The organism is Lentzea sokolovensis (genome assembly GCF_033949975.1).
Taxonomy (GTDB): Bacteria; Actinomycetota; Actinomycetes; order Mycobacteriales; family Pseudonocardiaceae; genus Lentzea; species Lentzea sokolovensis.
Window position 1 is genome coordinate 166971 of sequence record NZ_JAXAVU010000012.1, and the last position, 15862, is coordinate 182832.

The 15862-nt window shown below is 69.6% G+C and carries 14 protein-coding genes; 9 read left to right on the forward strand and 5 right to left on the reverse strand.

Going from position 1 to position 15862, the window contains the following annotated elements:
- Window positions 1-21: 21 nt before the first annotated feature.
- A complete protein-coding gene (locus SK854_RS29345; RefSeq protein ID WP_319978350.1) occupies window positions 22-1674 on the reverse strand; it encodes a DUF885 domain-containing protein in 1653 nt (550 codons plus the stop codon).
- 164 nt (window positions 1675-1838) lie between these two features.
- Here SK854_RS29345 and SK854_RS29350 point away from each other — a divergent pair, with 164 nt between their 5' ends.
- Window positions 1839-2435, forward strand: coding sequence for a DUF3153 domain-containing protein (locus tag SK854_RS29350; protein WP_319978351.1), 597 nt, complete (start codon window positions 1839-1841; stop codon window positions 2433-2435).
- Here SK854_RS29350 and metF read toward each other — a convergent pair.
- Window positions 2432-3313 carry a methylenetetrahydrofolate reductase [NAD(P)H] gene (metF, locus tag SK854_RS29355; RefSeq protein WP_319978352.1) on the reverse strand — a complete coding sequence of 294 codons (882 nt, stop codon included), beginning with the start codon at window positions 3311-3313 and terminating at the stop codon, window positions 2432-2434. The genes SK854_RS29350 and metF overlap by 4 nt on opposite strands.
- 68 nt (window positions 3314-3381) lie before the next feature.
- Between metF and SK854_RS29360 the strand changes: the two genes are divergently transcribed.
- From SK854_RS29360 to SK854_RS29370, 3 genes are all read left to right on the forward strand, one after another.
- Window positions 3382-4485: a polyprenyl synthetase family protein gene (locus tag SK854_RS29360; protein ID WP_406601844.1), complete on the forward strand. Its 1104-nt coding sequence runs from the start codon at window positions 3382-3384 to the stop codon at window positions 4483-4485.
- 170 nt (window positions 4486-4655) lie between these two features.
- Complete coding sequence (gene mptB / locus SK854_RS29365) at window positions 4656-6104, forward strand: polyprenol phosphomannose-dependent alpha 1,6 mannosyltransferase MptB (protein ID WP_319978354.1); 1449 nt, start codon at window positions 4656-4658, stop codon at window positions 6102-6104.
- Window positions 6101-6988 carry a phytoene/squalene synthase family protein gene (locus SK854_RS29370; protein ID WP_319978355.1) on the forward strand — a complete coding sequence of 296 codons (888 nt, stop codon included), beginning with the start codon at window positions 6101-6103 and terminating at the stop codon, window positions 6986-6988. The genes mptB and SK854_RS29370 overlap by 4 nt, the downstream gene beginning before the upstream one ends.
- Window positions 6989-7068: 80 nt before the next feature.
- Here SK854_RS29370 and SK854_RS29375 read toward each other — a convergent pair whose 3' ends face one another.
- Window positions 7069-7434 carry an Rv2175c family DNA-binding protein gene (locus SK854_RS29375; protein ID WP_030474641.1) on the reverse strand — a complete coding sequence of 122 codons (366 nt, stop codon included), beginning with the start codon at window positions 7432-7434 and terminating at the stop codon, window positions 7069-7071.
- Between the two features lie 77 nt (window positions 7435-7511).
- Between SK854_RS29375 and pknB the strand changes: the two genes are divergently transcribed.
- Window positions 7512-9548 (forward strand): Stk1 family PASTA domain-containing Ser/Thr kinase, encoded by a 2037-nt coding sequence (pknB, locus tag SK854_RS29380; RefSeq protein WP_319978356.1) that lies wholly within the window; start codon window positions 7512-7514, stop codon window positions 9546-9548.
- An 85-nt stretch (window positions 9549-9633) separates the two neighbouring features.
- On the opposite strand, the gene SK854_RS29385 is transcribed toward pknB, so the two are convergent.
- A complete protein-coding gene (locus SK854_RS29385) occupies window positions 9634-11022 on the reverse strand; it encodes a class II 3-deoxy-7-phosphoheptulonate synthase (RefSeq protein ID WP_319978357.1) in 1389 nt (462 codons plus the stop codon).
- 176 nt (window positions 11023-11198) lie between these two features.
- Here SK854_RS29385 and SK854_RS29390 point away from each other — a divergent pair, with 176 nt between their 5' ends.
- The gene (locus SK854_RS29390) at window positions 11199-12206 is read left to right on the forward strand and encodes a DUF2891 domain-containing protein (RefSeq protein WP_319978358.1); all 1008 of its coding nucleotides are present in this window, start codon (window positions 11199-11201) and stop codon (window positions 12204-12206) included.
- A 110-nt stretch (window positions 12207-12316) separates the two neighbouring features.
- Here SK854_RS29390 and SK854_RS29395 read toward each other — a convergent pair whose 3' ends face one another.
- Window positions 12317-13081: an IclR family transcriptional regulator gene (locus tag SK854_RS29395; RefSeq protein WP_319978359.1), complete on the reverse strand. Its 765-nt coding sequence runs from the start codon at window positions 13079-13081 to the stop codon at window positions 12317-12319.
- Between the two features lie 80 nt (window positions 13082-13161).
- On the opposite strand from SK854_RS29395, the gene SK854_RS29400 reads away from it, so the two are divergent.
- The 3 genes from SK854_RS29400 to dmpG are packed head-to-tail and all read left to right on the forward strand — an operon-like array spanning window position 13162 to window position 15859.
- Window positions 13162-13941: a 2-keto-4-pentenoate hydratase gene (locus SK854_RS29400; protein WP_319978360.1), complete on the forward strand. Its 780-nt coding sequence runs from the start codon at window positions 13162-13164 to the stop codon at window positions 13939-13941.
- On the forward strand, window positions 13941-14864 hold the full coding sequence (locus SK854_RS29405) for an acetaldehyde dehydrogenase (acetylating) (protein WP_319978361.1): 924 nt from the start codon (window positions 13941-13943) through the stop codon (window positions 14862-14864). The genes SK854_RS29400 and SK854_RS29405 overlap by 1 nt, the downstream gene beginning before the upstream one ends.
- Complete coding sequence (gene dmpG / locus SK854_RS29410; protein ID WP_319978362.1) at window positions 14861-15859, forward strand: 4-hydroxy-2-oxovalerate aldolase; 999 nt, start codon at window positions 14861-14863, stop codon at window positions 15857-15859. Before SK854_RS29405 ends, dmpG begins: the two co-directional genes overlap by 4 nt.
- Window positions 15860-15862: the final 3 nt, after the last annotated feature.

The following is a 15862-nucleotide window of genomic DNA, read 5'->3' on the forward strand; positions in this document are numbered from 1 at the left end:
GCGTTGCGTGGCGGGCGCGGGTCAGAGGGCGGCCAACCGTTCACGGAGGGTGTCGAGGCCCATCGCGCCCATCTCCAGGGCCTCCTTGTGGAAGACCTTGAGGTCGAAGTCGGCGCCCTTGCGGGCCCGCGCGTCCTCGCGGGCGGCGAGCCACAGGCGCTCGCCGATCTTGTACGCCGGTGCCTGGCCCGGCCAGCCGAGGTAGCGGTCGATCTCGTCGCGGATGTGGGCGGGCTCCGAGAGCGTGCGGGTCATCATGAACTCGAGGCCGAGTTCGGGCGTCCAGCGCTCGCCGGGGTGGAAGCCGGTGCCGGCCGGGATCTCCAGCTCCAGGTGCATGCCGATGTCGATGATCACGCGGGCCGCGCGGAACAGGTGCGCGTCGAGCATGCCGAGCAGGTCGCCGTCGTCGTCGAGGTAGCCGAGTTCGCGCATGAGGCGTTCCGCGTAGAGCGCCCAGCCCTCGCCGTGGCCCGACACCCAGCACATCAGGCGCTGGAAGTCGTTCAGCGTCTCCGACTGGTACACGGCCGTCGCGCACTGGAGGTGATGGCCCGGCACGCCCTCGTGGTAGACCGTCGAGGTCTCGCGCCACGTCGGGAACACCAACTTGCCCTCGGCGATCGACCACCACATGCGGCCGGGGCGGGAGAAGTCGGCGGTCGGTTGCGTGTAGTAGGCGCCGACGGCACCACCGGGCGGGGCGATCCTGCATTCGAGGTTCATCAGCGCGTCCGGCAGGTCGAAGTGCACGTCGCGCAGGTCGAGCAGGGCCTTGTCGGACAGTTCCTGCATCCAGTTCTGCAGGCCGTCCTGGCCGTGCACCTGGTAGCGCGGGTGCTCGTCGAGGAACGCCGCGGTCTCCGCCAGGGACGCGCCCGGCTTGAGCCGCGCGGCGACCTTCTTCATCTCGGCCTCGATGCCGAGGAACTCCTCCCAGCCCCACGCGTAGGCCTCCGCCAGGTCGAGCCGCGACCCGGTGAAGTAGCGCGAACCGAGGCGGTAGCGCTCCTCGCCGACCGCGTCCTTGACAGGCGCCTGCGGCGCCAGCGTCGTGCGCAGGAACGAGGCGAAGTCCGCGTAGGCGGCGGCAGCGGCGGTGGCGCCGGCGTCGAGGGAGGAACGAACCGAGCCGTCCACATTGGCGGAAGCGGCGAACGGGCCGAAGAAGGTCGTCGCGAAGGTGTCGCACTGCTTGGCGACCTGAGTGACCTGACGGATCGCGGAGACGTGCCCGCGGGAAGCGGCGTGTGAGAGAGAAGCGCGCAGACCGTCGAGAGCGGCGGGCACGGCGGAGAGGCGACGGCCGATCGTGGCCCACTGCTCCGGCGTGTCGGTGGGCATCTGGTCGAAGATGTCGCGCACGGACTGGATCGGGCTCGCGATGACGTTCAGCGAGGACTCGGTCTCACCGGCCTCGTACAGCTCGTGCTCCAGGCCCGTCCGTTCCAGGAAGACGGCGCGTGCCGCTTCCTCCGAGGCATCCGCGGGCTGTGCGGCGGTGATGTCGGCGAGAGCGCGGACGGCGATTTCGTCGCGCGCCGCGTGCCCTTCCGGGGAGAGGTCCGTCAGCTGGTCGTCGGCTCCCGCGAAGCCCAGACTGGTGGCGGTGATGGGGTCCAGCGCCACGTAGTCGCTGACGAATTTGTTGCTGATCTCGTGCACGGATGCCATGTTTCGAGACGCTACCTCGCGCCCCTCCACACCAAAAGGTAGTTAGTCAAGCTCACGACCTTCGGAGGGGACCTGCGTCGTTTGGGCCGTGCTGGCAGGATGTCCGCGTGCGTCGTTCCCGGGCACTTCTGCTGCCGGTCTTCTTGCTGCTCACTTTGTTTTCGTTGAGCGGTTGCGTTCGCGTGTACGCCGCCATGGCCGTGTCGGACGACGACCGCATCTCCGGCGAGATCGTCGCGGCCACGCCTCCGACGCAGGACAACGACCCCGGCCCGCAGCTCAAGGTGCCGCCGGAGCTCGCGAGCCGCGTCACCACCAAGCCGTACCGGGTGGAGTCCTACGCGGGTACGCAGCTGTTCTTCAACGGCTTGTCGTTCGACGAGATGCGGACGCTGTCGGCGTCCACCAGCTCGTCGAACAGCCGCTACAGCCTCAGCTTCCGCCGGTCAGGTGATCTTGTCACGCTGTCGGGGTCGGTCGACCTGACCCAGGTCCCGGTGGAACGCGCGGACATCCAGGTGAAGGTCAGCTTCCCCGGCCAGATCGTGAACACCAACGGCCGCGAGGAGGAGAACAACACGATCGCGTGGTCTCCGAAACCCGGTCAGGCGTCGATGCTGCAGGCCACCGTGCAGTACGCGGGCGAGAACTCCAGCTCGTTCTTCGGCTGGGCGCTGCTGGTCGCCGGGCTCACCGGCGGGGCCGCGCTGATCGTCGTCGTGCTCGCCCTCATCGCGCACAAGCGCAACGTCACCCTCTAGGCGCGGGTCACCAGCCCCAGGCGCCCCAGCACTTCCTTCGTCGCCTTGGACCTGTTCATCGTGTAGAAGTGCAGCGCGGGAACGCCCTCGTCGAGCAGTCGCTGGCACATCTCGGTCGCGATGTCGATGCCGGTCGCCCGGAACCCCGCCACGTCGTCCGTGTACGGCTCCAAACGGCGCGCGACGTCCAGCGGCAGGTCGGCGCCGGACAGTTCCACGATCTTGGCCAGGCCGCGCGGCGAGAGCATCGGCATGATTCCCGGCAGGATCGCCGCGGAACAGCCCGCCTCCGCCACCCGGTCGCGCATCCGCAGGAACGGCTCCGGCGCGTGGAACAGCTGGGCCACCGCGTAGTCCGCGCCCGCGTCGAGCTTGCGCAGCAGGAACTTCAGGTCGGTGTCGAGGTCGCCGGACCGCGGGTGCCCGTACGGGAACGCCGCCACGCCCACGCAGAAGTCGCCGAGTTCGCGGACCAGCCGCACCAGCTCGTCGGCGTAGTTCAGGCCCTCCGGGTGCGCGACCCACTCGCCCATCGGGTCGCCGGGAGGGTCGCCTCGCAGCGCCAGGATGTTGCGCACGCCGATCGCCGCGTACCAGCCGATCACGTTGCGCAGCTCGGCCACCGAGTGCTCGACGGCGGTGAGGTGCGCGACGGGGAGCAGCGTCGTCTCCTGCGCGATGCGGCCGGTGGCGCGGATCGTGCGGTCCCGGCGCGACCCGCCGGCGCCGTAGGTGATCGACACGAACGCCGGGTCGAGGCCTTCCAGCTCGCGGACGGCCTTCCAGAGGACCTTCTCGTCCTCCGCGTCCCGAGGCGGCAGGAACTCCACCGAGAACTTGGGTGACTCTCCCCGGAGCCGCTCCACCACCGACGTCATGGGACCAACCCTAGTGGGTCTTCCGCTAGGTGAGACCCCAGCTCAGCATGTGGTACGCGGGCCCCGGCATGCGGGTGGTCCCGGACACAGCGGACCATGGACGTGTGTCCCACCACCCCATCGACGCCGCTCTGCCCCAGCACGTCGAAACAGCGCTGACCACTTATCTGGCCTCCCGGCGCGCGTCCGGGGAGGCGATGGACCCGAGCTTCGCGAGCGCGGTGGACGCGCTCTCCGATTTCGTGCTGGGCGGCGGCAAGCGCATCCGCCCGACCTACGCGTGGTGGGGCTGGCGGGCGGCGGGCGGCGATCCCGACGGCGAACTCGCGGACGAGGTGCTCACGGCGGTCAGCTCGCTGGAGCTGATCCAGGCGTGCGCGCTGATCCACGACGACCTGATGGACGCCTCGTCGGTGCGCCGGGGCAAGCCGACCGTGCACATCGCGTTCGGCGCGCGGCACCGCGAGCAGGGGTGGCTCGGTTCGTCGGAGCGCTTCGGCATGTCGGCGGCCGTGCTGATCGGTGACGTCGCGCTGGCGTGGGCCGACGACATGCTCTTCGCCGCCGGGCTGCCGCCGGAGGTGCTGCGCCGGATGAGCGAGCCGTGGCGGGACATGCGCACCGAGATGCTCGCGGGCCAGTACCTCGACGTGCTGACGCAGGCGCGGGGCGACTCGTCCGCGGACGCCGCGCTGCGCATCGACCGGCTCAAGACCGCCGCCTACACCGTCGAACGGCCGCTGCACATGGGTGCCGCGATGGCGGGCGGCTCGCCGGAGCTGATCGACGGGCTGCGCGCGTTCGGCGCCGACATCGGCGTCGCGTTCCAGCTGCGCGACGACCTGCTCGGCGTGTTCGGCGACCCCGAGGTCACCGGCAAGCCGGCGGGCGACGACCTCGCCGAGGGCAAGCGCACGCTGCTCGTCGCGCTCGGCATGCAGTTCGGCGCCGATATATTGGATATCGCACTGGGCAAGCCCGACCTCGACCTCGACACCGTAGAAGAGGTCCGGCGCACGCTCGTGAAGGTCGGCGCCGTCGACGCCGTCGAGGAACGCATCGAGGAGCTGACGAAGAGCGCGCTGGCCGCCCTCGACGCCGCTCCCGTGGCCGAACCGGCCGCCGCCAGGCTCGCCGGCCTCGCGATCAGCTCCACCAGGCGCACGTTCTGAAGTTGATCACCTTTCCCGGACGGACGGCTCGCATTAAGTCCACGTGACCAGTGTGGCCCGTTGCTTGCCGACGCTTCAGCGCCTTGTGCAACGATGTTCGGGCGATGGCAGCAACTCCGTCCCTCCCCCGCACGAGCTCCGAGGCACCTCCACAGGAGCTTGATCCAGTCGTGCGCACGAACACCTACGCCATCCCCATCCGCACGACCATGCTCGGCCTGCTGGGCGTGGCTCTGATCGCGCTGGGGGGCATGGGTGCCGGCGCGATCCTCGAGCGCGACCCGCTGCTCGCCCAGGTCGGGCTGAGCTGGCTGCGCTACGGCCACGGCCGCGACCTCGCGAGCATGGTCCTGTACCTCGGGCTCGGCCTCGTCATCTGGGCGTGGATCCGGCTCGGCCGCCTCGTGCGGTGGGGTGAGATCGGCGACTTCGCGGTACTGGTCGCGGTGACGGTCTGGACGTTGCCGCTGCTGTTCGCGCCGCCGCTGTTCAGCAAGGACATCTACAGCTACCTGGCGCAGGGCCAGCTCGCGCTGAGCGGCTACGACCCGTACACGGTCGGGCCCGCCGTCCTGCAGAGCACGCTCAGCGAGAACGTCAGCTGGGTGTGGCAGCACACGCCGGCGCCGTACGGCCCGTTGTTCATCCTGGTCGCCAAGGCGATCGTGTGGATCACGGACGCGAGCGTCATCCTCGGCGTCGTCGCCATGCGCCTGTCCCTCGCGGGCGGGCTGGTGCTGCTGTGCTGGTCGCTGCCGGGTCTGAGCAGGCACCTGGGCGGCAAGTCGGCGATCGCGCTGTGGCTGGTCGCGGCGAACCCGCTGGTGCTGATCCACCTGATCGGCGGCGCCCACAACGACCTGCTGATGATCGGGCTGATGGCGGCCGGTGTGCTGCTGGTGCTCGACCGCAGGCACGTTCTCGGCTTCGTGCTGCTGTCCCTCGCGTTCTCGGTGAAGGCGACGGCGGTCGTGATCGTCCCGTTCCTCGTCTGGATCTGGGCGGCGCGTCTGGAGGGCGACAAGCGCGCCCAGTTCCGCAAGGCGCTGCTGCCGAGCCTGGCCGCGTTCCTCGGGACGTTCCTGGTGTGCACGCTGATCGCCGGGGTGAGCCTCGGCTGGATCCCGGCGCTGCGCAGCTCGTCGATGATCATCAACTGGTTGTCGGTGCCGAGCGCGGTCGGCGACTTCGTGCGCATGGTCGTGAACTGGTTCGTCTACGTCGACGGCGGCATCTTCATCGGCGTGGCCCGAGCGCTGGGCTCCGTGGTGCTGATCTGGATCGCGTACACGCAGTGGTGGGCGTCGCGCGACGGCGAGGTGCGCAACGCCGTCCGGCGCGGCGCGCTGACGCTGCTGGCCGTGGCGCTGCTGTCCCCCGCGACGCTGCCCTGGTACTTCACCTGGGCGCTGGCGCTGGCCGCCGGGTTCGCGTGGAGCACGGGCGCACTGGTCACGGTGACGACCGCGTCGCTGTTCCTGCTGCTGGTGACGTTCCCGAACGGCGACACGGCGCTGTACTCGTGGGCCTACCTGCTCTTCGCGCTGGTGGTGTCGGGACTCGCGGCGCGCTCGCTGGTGAAGCCGGACCCGTTCGGCCTGTCCTCTCGTTACGAATGAGCCCCGGGACTGTGGACCTGGGCTCCGCCTACGCCGCCTGCCGCCGCGTGAACGCGCGGTACGGCAAGACGTTCTTCCTGGCCACGACGCTGCTGCGGCCTGAACAACGGCCCGCGGTGCACGCCCTGTACGCGTTCGCCCGGTGGGCCGACGAGATCGTCGACGCGGCCGGCGTGACCGACCGCGCGGGTGAACTCGACCGGCTGGAGCGGCTCCTGGAGAAGGCTCCGTCGAACCCGGTCCTGCACGCGCTGGCCGACACGATGCATCGCTACGACATCGACAGGTCGCTGTTCACCGACTTTCTCGCGTCGATGCGGATGGACCTCGACGTGACGGAGTACGCGGACCTCGACGCGCTCGGCGTCTACGTGCACGGCTCGGCGGAGGTCATCGGGCTGCAGATGCTGCCGGTGCTCGGCACCGTGGTGCCCCGCGAGGAGGCCGAACCGTACGCGGCCCGGCTCGGGGCGGCGTTCCAGCTCACGAACTTCCTGCGCGACGTCGGCGAGGACCTCGACCGCGGCCGGGTGTACCTGCCGCAGGACGTCCTCGGCGCGCACGGCGTCGACCGCGACCTTTTGCAATGGTGTCGTCGTCATCGCCGCGCAAACGACCGGGTGCAACGGGCTCTCGACGACCTCGTCGCGCACTCGTATGCGATATATCAGTCTGCGGAACCCGGCATCGGGATGCTGTCCGCGACGTCGCGGCCCTGTGTGCGGACCGCGTACACGCTGTACCGCGACATCCTCGGGCTCGTCGGCTGCGAGGTGCTGTGGCGGCGTGTGGCCGTGCCGAACTCACGGCGGCTCGCCGTGGCGGCGCCCGGCGCCGGCCGGGCTCTCCTCGCCCGTGTGACGACTCACGGGTTTCCGGGGTGAGCCCCGCTCTTTTAGCCTCGCGCAGGGGTTCCAGACGTCTCTCACCTGCGGAGACGTCTGAAACTCCTGTGATCGGTGACCTAGAAGCCCATGGCTTGCGCGCGGCGCTTTACCTCACGCCCACGGTCTCCGCGCAATGCTTCGATCGGAGTGCCAGGGAGGCTTTCGTCCTCCGTGAAGAGCCAGCGCAGAATCTCGTCCGTGGAGTAGTTCTGGTCGCGCAGCACCGTGATGGTGCCGGGCAGACCCTTCACCACCCCTCCGGCAGCGAGAAACGCCTCGGGGACGACGAGAACGCCGGCCCGCCGCTCGGCGAGCAGTTGCCCGTCGCGCAACATTTGGTGGACCCGGGTGACCGGAAGTCCCATTCGGTCGGCCACCTCGGGGAGAGGAAGAACCTCCAGGTCGGCAGCCAATACATCCGCAGCGGCAGGAATCGCACTCACGGGGGTCACGATGCCATAACCGAACTGGGAACGCCCTTCCGCCAACCGGGTCATCCTGAGCTTTACCATCTCGCACTGTGGAGAGGTCGGTTTCGAACGTGATGGGTGGACTGCTGGAGCAGCGCTACCGGGTGGACTCCGTGCTCGCGCGCGGTGGCATGTCCACCGTCTATCGAGGTCGCGACACTCGCCTCGATCGCGATGTGGCCATCAAGGTGATGGATCCGCACCTGACGGCGGACCCGGCGTTTGTCTTGCGCTTCGAGCGCGAGGCACGCGCGGCGGCCCAGTTGCATCACCCGGCAGTGGTGTCCGTGCACGACCAGGGCGTCGACGGTGACCAGGTGTACCTGGTGATGGAGCTGATCGACGGCGGCAACCTCCGTGACCTGCTCAATCAGCGCGGCAAGCTCGCTCCCGCCGTGGCGCTGAGCGTGCTCGGTCCGGTGCTGTCGGCGTTGGGCGCTGCCCACCGCGCCGGCCTCGTGCACCGGGACGTGAAGCCGGAGAACGTGCTGATCGGGCCCGGTGGCCAGGTGAAGGTGGCGGACTTCGGGCTGGCCCGTGCGATCGCCGAGAACGGCGTCACGAGCGACAGCGAGATCCTGGGCACCGTCGCCTACCTTTCACCCGAACAGGTGGAATCGGGCGCCGCGGACGCGCGTAGTGACGTCTACGCGGCCGGAATCGTGCTCTACGAGATGCTGGCGGGTCAGGCGCCCTATCGCGGCGAGACGGCCATCTCGGTGGCCTATCAGCACGTGAACTCGGACGTCCCGTCGGTTCCGGAGATCCCGCTGGCGCTCGACACGCTGGTGCGCAAGGCGACGCGGCGTGACCCGGTGCTGCGGCCCGCGAACGCCGACGCGTTCCTGGCCGAACTGGAGCGCGTGGGCACGGACCTCGGCCTCACTCCGCAGCCGGTGCCCGTGCCCGGTTCGGCGCCCGAGAACGACAGGACGGTCATCATGCGGCCGGTTCCGGTCGCGGTCGGCGCCACTCCTCCCTCGGCAGCCGAGCTGACCAGGCCGGTGGTGCCGAAGCCGTCCCTCAACTCGGCGGCGATGACGACGGTCAGCACCGGGCCTCCTCCGACGCCGCCTCCTGGCATCCCCGTCGGCAACTCGGCGACGCGCACGATGCAGCGGCCGGAACCGCCGCGCCGTCGGCCTCCGCAGAAGAGGAAGCCGAAGGTCGACCCGGTCGAGGAGGAGCGCAAGAGGCGCAAGAAGCTCTTCACGATCTGGGGTTCCGTGGCCGCCGTCGTGGTGGTCCTCGTCGGACTGTTCACCTGGTACGTCAGCGCGAACCGCTACACGGAGATGCCGTCGGTGGCCGGGCAGTCCGAGCAGAACGCGATGGTGCTGCTCTCGAACGCCGACCTCACCGGGCTGGTCGAGAAGGTGCCGTCCAACGACGTCCCCAACGGCACGGTCATCAGCTCCGACCCTGGTCCTGGCGCGGAGCTGCGCAAGAACCAGCAGGTGAAGCTCGTCGTGTCGCGCGGCAGGCCCGTGGTGCCGTTCATCACCACCGGCGTCGACGAGGCCGCCGCGACCAAGGAGATCCAGGCCGCGGGCCTGAAGACGGCCAAGGACCCCACGAAGGACGCGTTCCACGACACCGTGCCGATCGGCAAGGTCGTGGGCGTCGATCCGCGTCCCGGCACGGCACTCGACCTCGACGCGCCGGTGACCCTCATCCTGAGCAAGGGCCCGCCGCCGCGCCTGCCCGTGCCGAACGTGGCGGGCAAGACGAAGGACGAGGCGACCGCTGAACTGCAGCGCGCCGGTCTGGAGGCGGTCGACGCGGGTGGCGAGGACGCGCCGGAGAACAACGGGTCGCGGGTGGTGCGGACAGATCCGCCCGCGGGCACGGTGCTGGACCCGACGCAGAACAAGCGGGTCACGCTCTTCTACCAGAACAACCAGGAGATCGAGGTTCCGGACGTCACCCGCCAGAAGGTGCGGGAGGCCAAGGAGCAGCTCGAACGAGCCGGTCTGAGGGTGAAGGTCGAGTTCAACAAGAGCAACAACGCGACCGTGGTGAACCAGTCGATCCCGCCGCGCACGCGGGTGAAGCGAGGAACCGAGATCACGATCGTCGGCCTCTGATCACGGCAAAGGCGAAGGGCCCCGCGTTCTCGACGCGGGGCCCTTCGTTCTTCAGCTCGTCTTCAGGAAACTCGCCCCGAAGGTGTTACGACCGGAGCATCTCGGCGACGAGGAACGCGAGCTCGAGCGACTGCTGCGTGTTCAGGCGCGGGTCGCACGCCGTCTCGTAGCGGCCGGCGAGGTCGTCGTCGGAGATCTCCTGGGCGCCGCCGAGGCACTCGGTGACGTCCTCACCCGTGAGCTCGATGTGGATGCCGCCGGGGTGCGTGCCGAGGCGGCGGTGCACCTCGAAGAAGCCCTGGACCTCGTCGACGATGCGGTCGAAGTGCCGGGTCTTGTAGCCGGTCGACGACTCGTGCGTGTTGCCGTGCATCGGGTCGCACTGCCAGATGACCTTGTGGCCGCTGGCCTCGACCTTCTCGATGATGGCGGGCAGCACGTCGCGCACCTTCTGGTTGCCCATGCGCGAGATGAGCGTCAGACGGCCCGGCTCGTTGCGCGGGTCGAGGCGCTCGACGTACTCGACGGCCATCTCCGGCGTCGTCGTCGGGCCGATCTTGAGACCGATCGGGTTCGACAGCATCTCGGCGAACGCGATGTGCGCGCCGTCGAGCTGACGGGTGCGCTCACCGATCCACACGAAGTGCGACGACAGGTCGTAGAGCCGCGGCTCGTCGCGCGTCGTGTCGAGGCGCAGCAGCGCGCGCTCGTAGTCGAGGAGCAGCGCCTCGTGCGAGGCGAAGATCTCGGTGCCGTGCAGCGACTGGTCGTTCACGCCGCACGCCGACATGAACTTGAGGCCGCGGTCGATCTCGCCGGCCAGGGCCTCGTAGCGCTCGCCCGCGGGCGAGGTGCGCACGAAGTCGCGGTTCCAGTCGTGCACGCGGTGCAGGTCGGCCAGACCCGCGCCGGTCAGCGCACGCAGCAGGTTCATGGCCGCGCCGGCGTTCGCGTAGGCGCGGATCATGCGACCGGGGTCGGCGACACGGGCTTCGGGCGTCGCGACCAGGGAGTTGATGATGTCGCCGCGGTAGGACGGCAGGCCGAGAGCGTCGATGCCCGACGAACGCGGCTTGGCGTACTGGCCGGCGATGCGGCCGACCTTCACCACCGGAAGACTCGCGCCGTAGGTCAGCACCACGGCCATCTGCAGCAGGGTCCGGATGTTCGCGCGGATGTGCGGCTCGGTGTTGTCAGCGAACGTCTCCGCGCAGTCACCGCCCTGCAGGAGAAATGCCTCACCGTTCGCGACCTGCGCCAGTTGCGTGTGCAGCCGGTCGATCTCGGCGGGCACGGTGATCGGCGGCACGCTCTCGAGCACGGTCCGCACGCGACGCACCTGTTCGGCGTCGGGCCAGTCGGGCTGCTGGGCGGCCGGGCGCGACAGTGCGTCGTCCAGGCGCTTGCGCATCTCGGGAGGCAGCGGCGGAAGCTCGGGAAGCGTGTCGATGGGCACGTCCACGGTCCAGTTCACGCTGCTCATCCTAGTTGTCCCACACTGAGAGACCCTGCCGGGCCTGTCAGCTGTTCAGCACGTGTTTTCCACGTCACCCGGCCGGTGTGCCGATCCCCCGCCCGCCGGGTGAGGTCTGTTACTTGTCAACTATCTGCCCCTGCCCCATTGAGATGTCGCACTGCATGATGTGGGCCATGGACGCCACCCGATTGGATGACAGCACCGCTACCCGGCTGCTGGGCATCGCGATCGACAACATCCAGCGCGACCACCCGGTGCACTGGACGCACGTGATCGACGGAGACGACCGACTGGTGCCCCAGCGGGTGCTGCATCCGGTGTTCGCCGGGTCGTTCGACTGGCACTCGTGCGTGCACCAGACGTGGCTCGCCGTGCGCCTGCTGCGACTGCGGCCCTCTCTCGCGGGAGCGGACACGGCCCGCAACGCGCTGGACAAGCTGATCACGCCCGAGAACTGCGCCGTCGAGGCCTCGTTCTTCGCCTCCCCGGCCGGACGGCACTGGGAGCGCCCGTACGGCTGGGCGTGGCTGCTGCTGCTCGACGCCGAACTGCGCACCTCCGGCCTGCCGTGGTCGGTGGCGCCGATCGCGGACGTGCTGCGCGACCGATGGCTGGAATGGATCTCGGCGGCACGCCTGCCGATCCGCACCGGCACGCACAGCAACACCGCGTTCGCGACCGGGCTCGTGTACGACTCCGCCCAGGTGAACGGCGACTCCGAACTGGCCTCCGCCTGCGTCGACGCGGCGCTGCGGTGGCACCGGGACGAGACCGCGTACGGCGGCTTCGAACCGGACGCCGCCGACTTCCTGTCCCCCGCGCTGACGACGGCCGACCTGATGCGCCGCGCCCTGGACACCGACGAGTTCGCCGGCTGGCTCGACGCCTACCTGCCGGAACTCGAGTCGGAACGGTGGCGGGTGCTGCGCGAGCCCTACCCGGTCGACGACCCCAGCGACCCCTACGGCTCGCACCTGGCCGGGCTCGCGTTGTCGCGCGCCTGGAACTGGGAGGCGATCGCGGAGGCGCTGCCCGCCGACCACCGGTACACCTCGCTGGCCCGGACGGCCTCGGCCGCACACCGCGAGGCCGGGTGGACGTACGTGTTCGGCGGCCACGGCTACATGGCCGACCACTGGCTCGGCACGTTCGGCGCCTACCTCGACGCAAAGGCCTTCTGACCTGCGCTTACCCACCCCATTGCAAAAGACGTTTGCGGACGTCCGCAAACGTCTTTTGCATAAGGTCGGGCAAAACGGGCACCGATATATTGGATTTCAGGTGCTGCCCATCAGGATCCAGACGCCAGGGTCGCGCGCCGGATCAGCGTCAGCGCGATGCCCGTCGCCGCCGCGTGCACCGAGGCCGCGTGCGTGCGGGGATCGAACCGCGTGGTCGGTCCGGCGACGCTGACGGCGGCCACCACGGCGCCGTCGTGGCCGAGCACCGGCGACGCCACACACGCCAGGCCGACCCTGGACTCCTCGAACTCGTAGGCCACGCCGGTCTGCCGGATCGTGGTCAGCTGGCGGCGGAGCATGCCGGGAGTGACGACGGTGCGGGGTGTCCGGCGGGCCAGCGGGGAGCCGAGGACCTCGGTGCGCAACGCCGGCGACGCGTGGGCGAGCAGGGCCTTGCCGATCGCCGTCGCGTGCAGGGGCATGCGGCCGCCCAGCCGCGACGGCGAGGACGCCTGGCGGTGGCCGCCGATCTTGGCGGCGTAGACGACCTCGTGGCCTTCGAGGAGTCCGAGGTGGACGGTTTCGTGGGTGCGTTCGTAGAGGTCTTCCAGGTAGGGCGTGGACACCTCGACCAGGCGGCGTTCGACCGACGCGCGAATGCCCAGCTGGAACAGGTGGCCGCCCAAGCGGTAGCCGCGCGCGCCCCGGTCGAGCAGGCGGACGTCGGCCAGGTCGCCCAGCAGGCGGTGCAGCGTCGCCTTCGAAAGGCCCGTGCGCCGGCCCAGTTCCGCGAAGCCGAGCTCGTCGTCGTCGGCACCGAAGGCGTTCAGCACCGACATCACCTTGCCCAGCAGGGTGTTCGGCACCTCGGTCATCACCTGATCGTGCCATTGAGTTCCGGTCAGCGGAACTCTGACGTCCCCTCGAAGCAGTCGGCACCGTCACGATGAGCGGCATGAACGAAGTCCTCATTGCAGCGGAGCGCCTGGCCACGGCGGCGCGAGAGAAGGTCCCGTGTGCGCCCGTGCGGGACCTCATCGGCGAGGCCGAGGCGTACGCGGTGCAGCAGCACAACATCGCCGCACGGATCGCGGACGGAGCCACGGTCGTCGGCCGCAAGATCGGCCTGACCTCTCCGGCGGTCCAGCAGCAGCTCGGCGTGAACCAGCCGGACTTCGGGGTCCTGCTCGACGACATGGCGTACGAGGACGGCGACGAACTGCCGGTGTCCGGGCTGCTGCAGCCGAAGGTGGAGGCGGAGCTGGCGTTCGTGCTGAAGGCGGACCTCACCGAAGGGCCGTTCGACGAGCAGACCGTCGCGAACGCCGTCGGGCACGTCAAAGCCTCGCTGGAGATCGTGGACAGCCGGATCAGCGGCTGGGACATCACCTTCGCCGACACGGTCGCGGACAACGCCTCGTCGGGGCTGTTCGTCCTCGGCACCGGGCAGGCGGATCTGGGCGAGGTCGTGCCGAGGAACGTGTCGATGGTGCTCAGCGTCAACGGCGAGGAACGCTCGGCGGGGACCGGTGCCGCGTGCCTGGGCGACCCGCTGACCGCGCTGGCCTGGCTCGCCACGACCGCCGCCGGCCTCGGCGCTCCGTTGAAGGCGGGCGACGTCGTGCTCAGCGGCGCGCTCGGTCCGATGGTCGGGGTCCAAGCCGGTGACCAGGTCGAGGCGACTATCACCGGGCTCGGCACCGTGCGGGCCACCTTCGCGAAGCAGGAGGCGTGATGCGCACGAAGGTCGCGATCATCGGGTCGGGCAACATCGGCACCGACCTCGTCATCAAGGTGCTCAAGCGGTCCACCACGCTGGAGGTGGCTGCGCTCGTCGGCATCGACCCCGCGTCGGACGGTCTCGCCAAGGCCGCCGAGCTCGGCGTTCCGACCACTTCGGACGGTGTTCAAGGCCTCCTTCGGATGCCGGGGTTCGAGGACGTCGAGATCGTGTTCGACGCCACCTCCGCGGGCGCCCACGCGAAACACGCCGAAATCCTGGCCGCGCACGGCAAGCGGGTCATCGACCTCACCCCGGCCGCGATCGGGCCGATGGTGGTGCCGACGGTCAACCTCGACGAACACCTGAGCGCGCCGAACGTCAACATGGTCACCTGCGGCGGTCAGGCCACGATCCCGATCGTCGCCGCGATCAACACGATCACCCCGGTGCCGTACGCGGAGATCGTCGCCTCGATCTCGTCGCGAAGCGCGGGACCGGGTACGAGAGCGAACATCGACGAGTTCACCGAGACGACCGCGCAGGCCATCGCGGACGTGGGCGGCGCGCGAAGAGGCAAGGCCGTCATCGTGCTCAACCCGGCGGACCCGCCGATCACCATGCGGGACACCGTTCTCGCACTCGTCAACGCCCCGGATCCACAGACGCAGCAACAGATCCGCGCCTCCGTCGAGCACATGATCACCCAGGTGGCCGCGTACGTTCCCGGCTACCGCCTCAAGCAGCCCGTGCAGATCGACCCGGTCGACCAGCCGCACACGCTCACCGAGGAACCGGTGACGCACCAGGTCACCGTGCTGCTGGAGGTCGAGGGCGCGGCCGACTACCTGCCTGCCTACGCGGGCAACTTGGACATCATGACCAGCGCGGCACTGCGAGTCGCGGAGACCATGGCGAAAGCGGTGGTGCGCGCATGAAGATCTACCTCCAGGACGTGACGCTCCGGGACGGCATGCACGCCCTGCGGCACCGCATAGATCCCCAGAAGGTCACCGAGATCGCCAGGGCGCTGGACCAGGCCGGCGTCGACGCCGTCGAGGTCTCGCACGGCGACGGCCTCAGCGGCGGATCGCTGGTCTACGGCCCCGGCAGCCACACCGACTGGGAGTGGATCGAGGCGGCCGCGGAAGCGTTGACCCAGGCCAAACTCACGACGTTGCTGCTCCCCGGCATCGGCACGCTCCACGACCTCAAACGCGCCCACGGCCTTGGCGTGCAGTCGGTTCGCATCGCCACGCACTGCACCGAGGCCGACATCTCCGCCCAGCACATCGCCGGAGCGCGCGATCTCGGCATGGACGTGTCCGGGTTCCTGATGATGAGCCACCTCGCCGAGCCGCCAGAACTCGCGCGCCAGGCGAAGCTGATGGAGTCCTACGGCGCGAACTGCGTCTACGTAACGGATTCCGGCGGCCGTCTGCTCCCCCACGACGTCCGCGACCGGATCCGCGCCTACAAGGACGTACTCGACGCTGACACCGAAATCGGCATTCACGCACACGAGAACCTCTCACTGGCGGTGGCGAACTCGATCACCGCCGTCGAGGAAGGCGCCACGCGGGTCGACGCCTCCCTGGCCGGACTTGGTGCCGGAGCGGGGAACTGCCCCATCGAACCGTTCGTCGCCGTCGCGAACCTCCAGCAATGGCAGCACAACGCCGACCTGTTCGCGCTCCAGGACGCCGCCGACGACCTGGTCCGGCCGCTCATGGACCGCCCGGTGCGCGTCGATCGCGAGAGCCTCACCCTCGGCTACGCGGGCGTGTACGGCTCGTTCCTGCGCCATGCCGACACCGCCGCCCAACGCACCGGCGCCGACGTCCGGACCCTCCTGCTGGAAGCCGGACGCCGGCGCCTGGTGGGCGGTCAGGAGGACATGCTCACCGACATCGCCCTGGATCTCACGCGGTAGCCG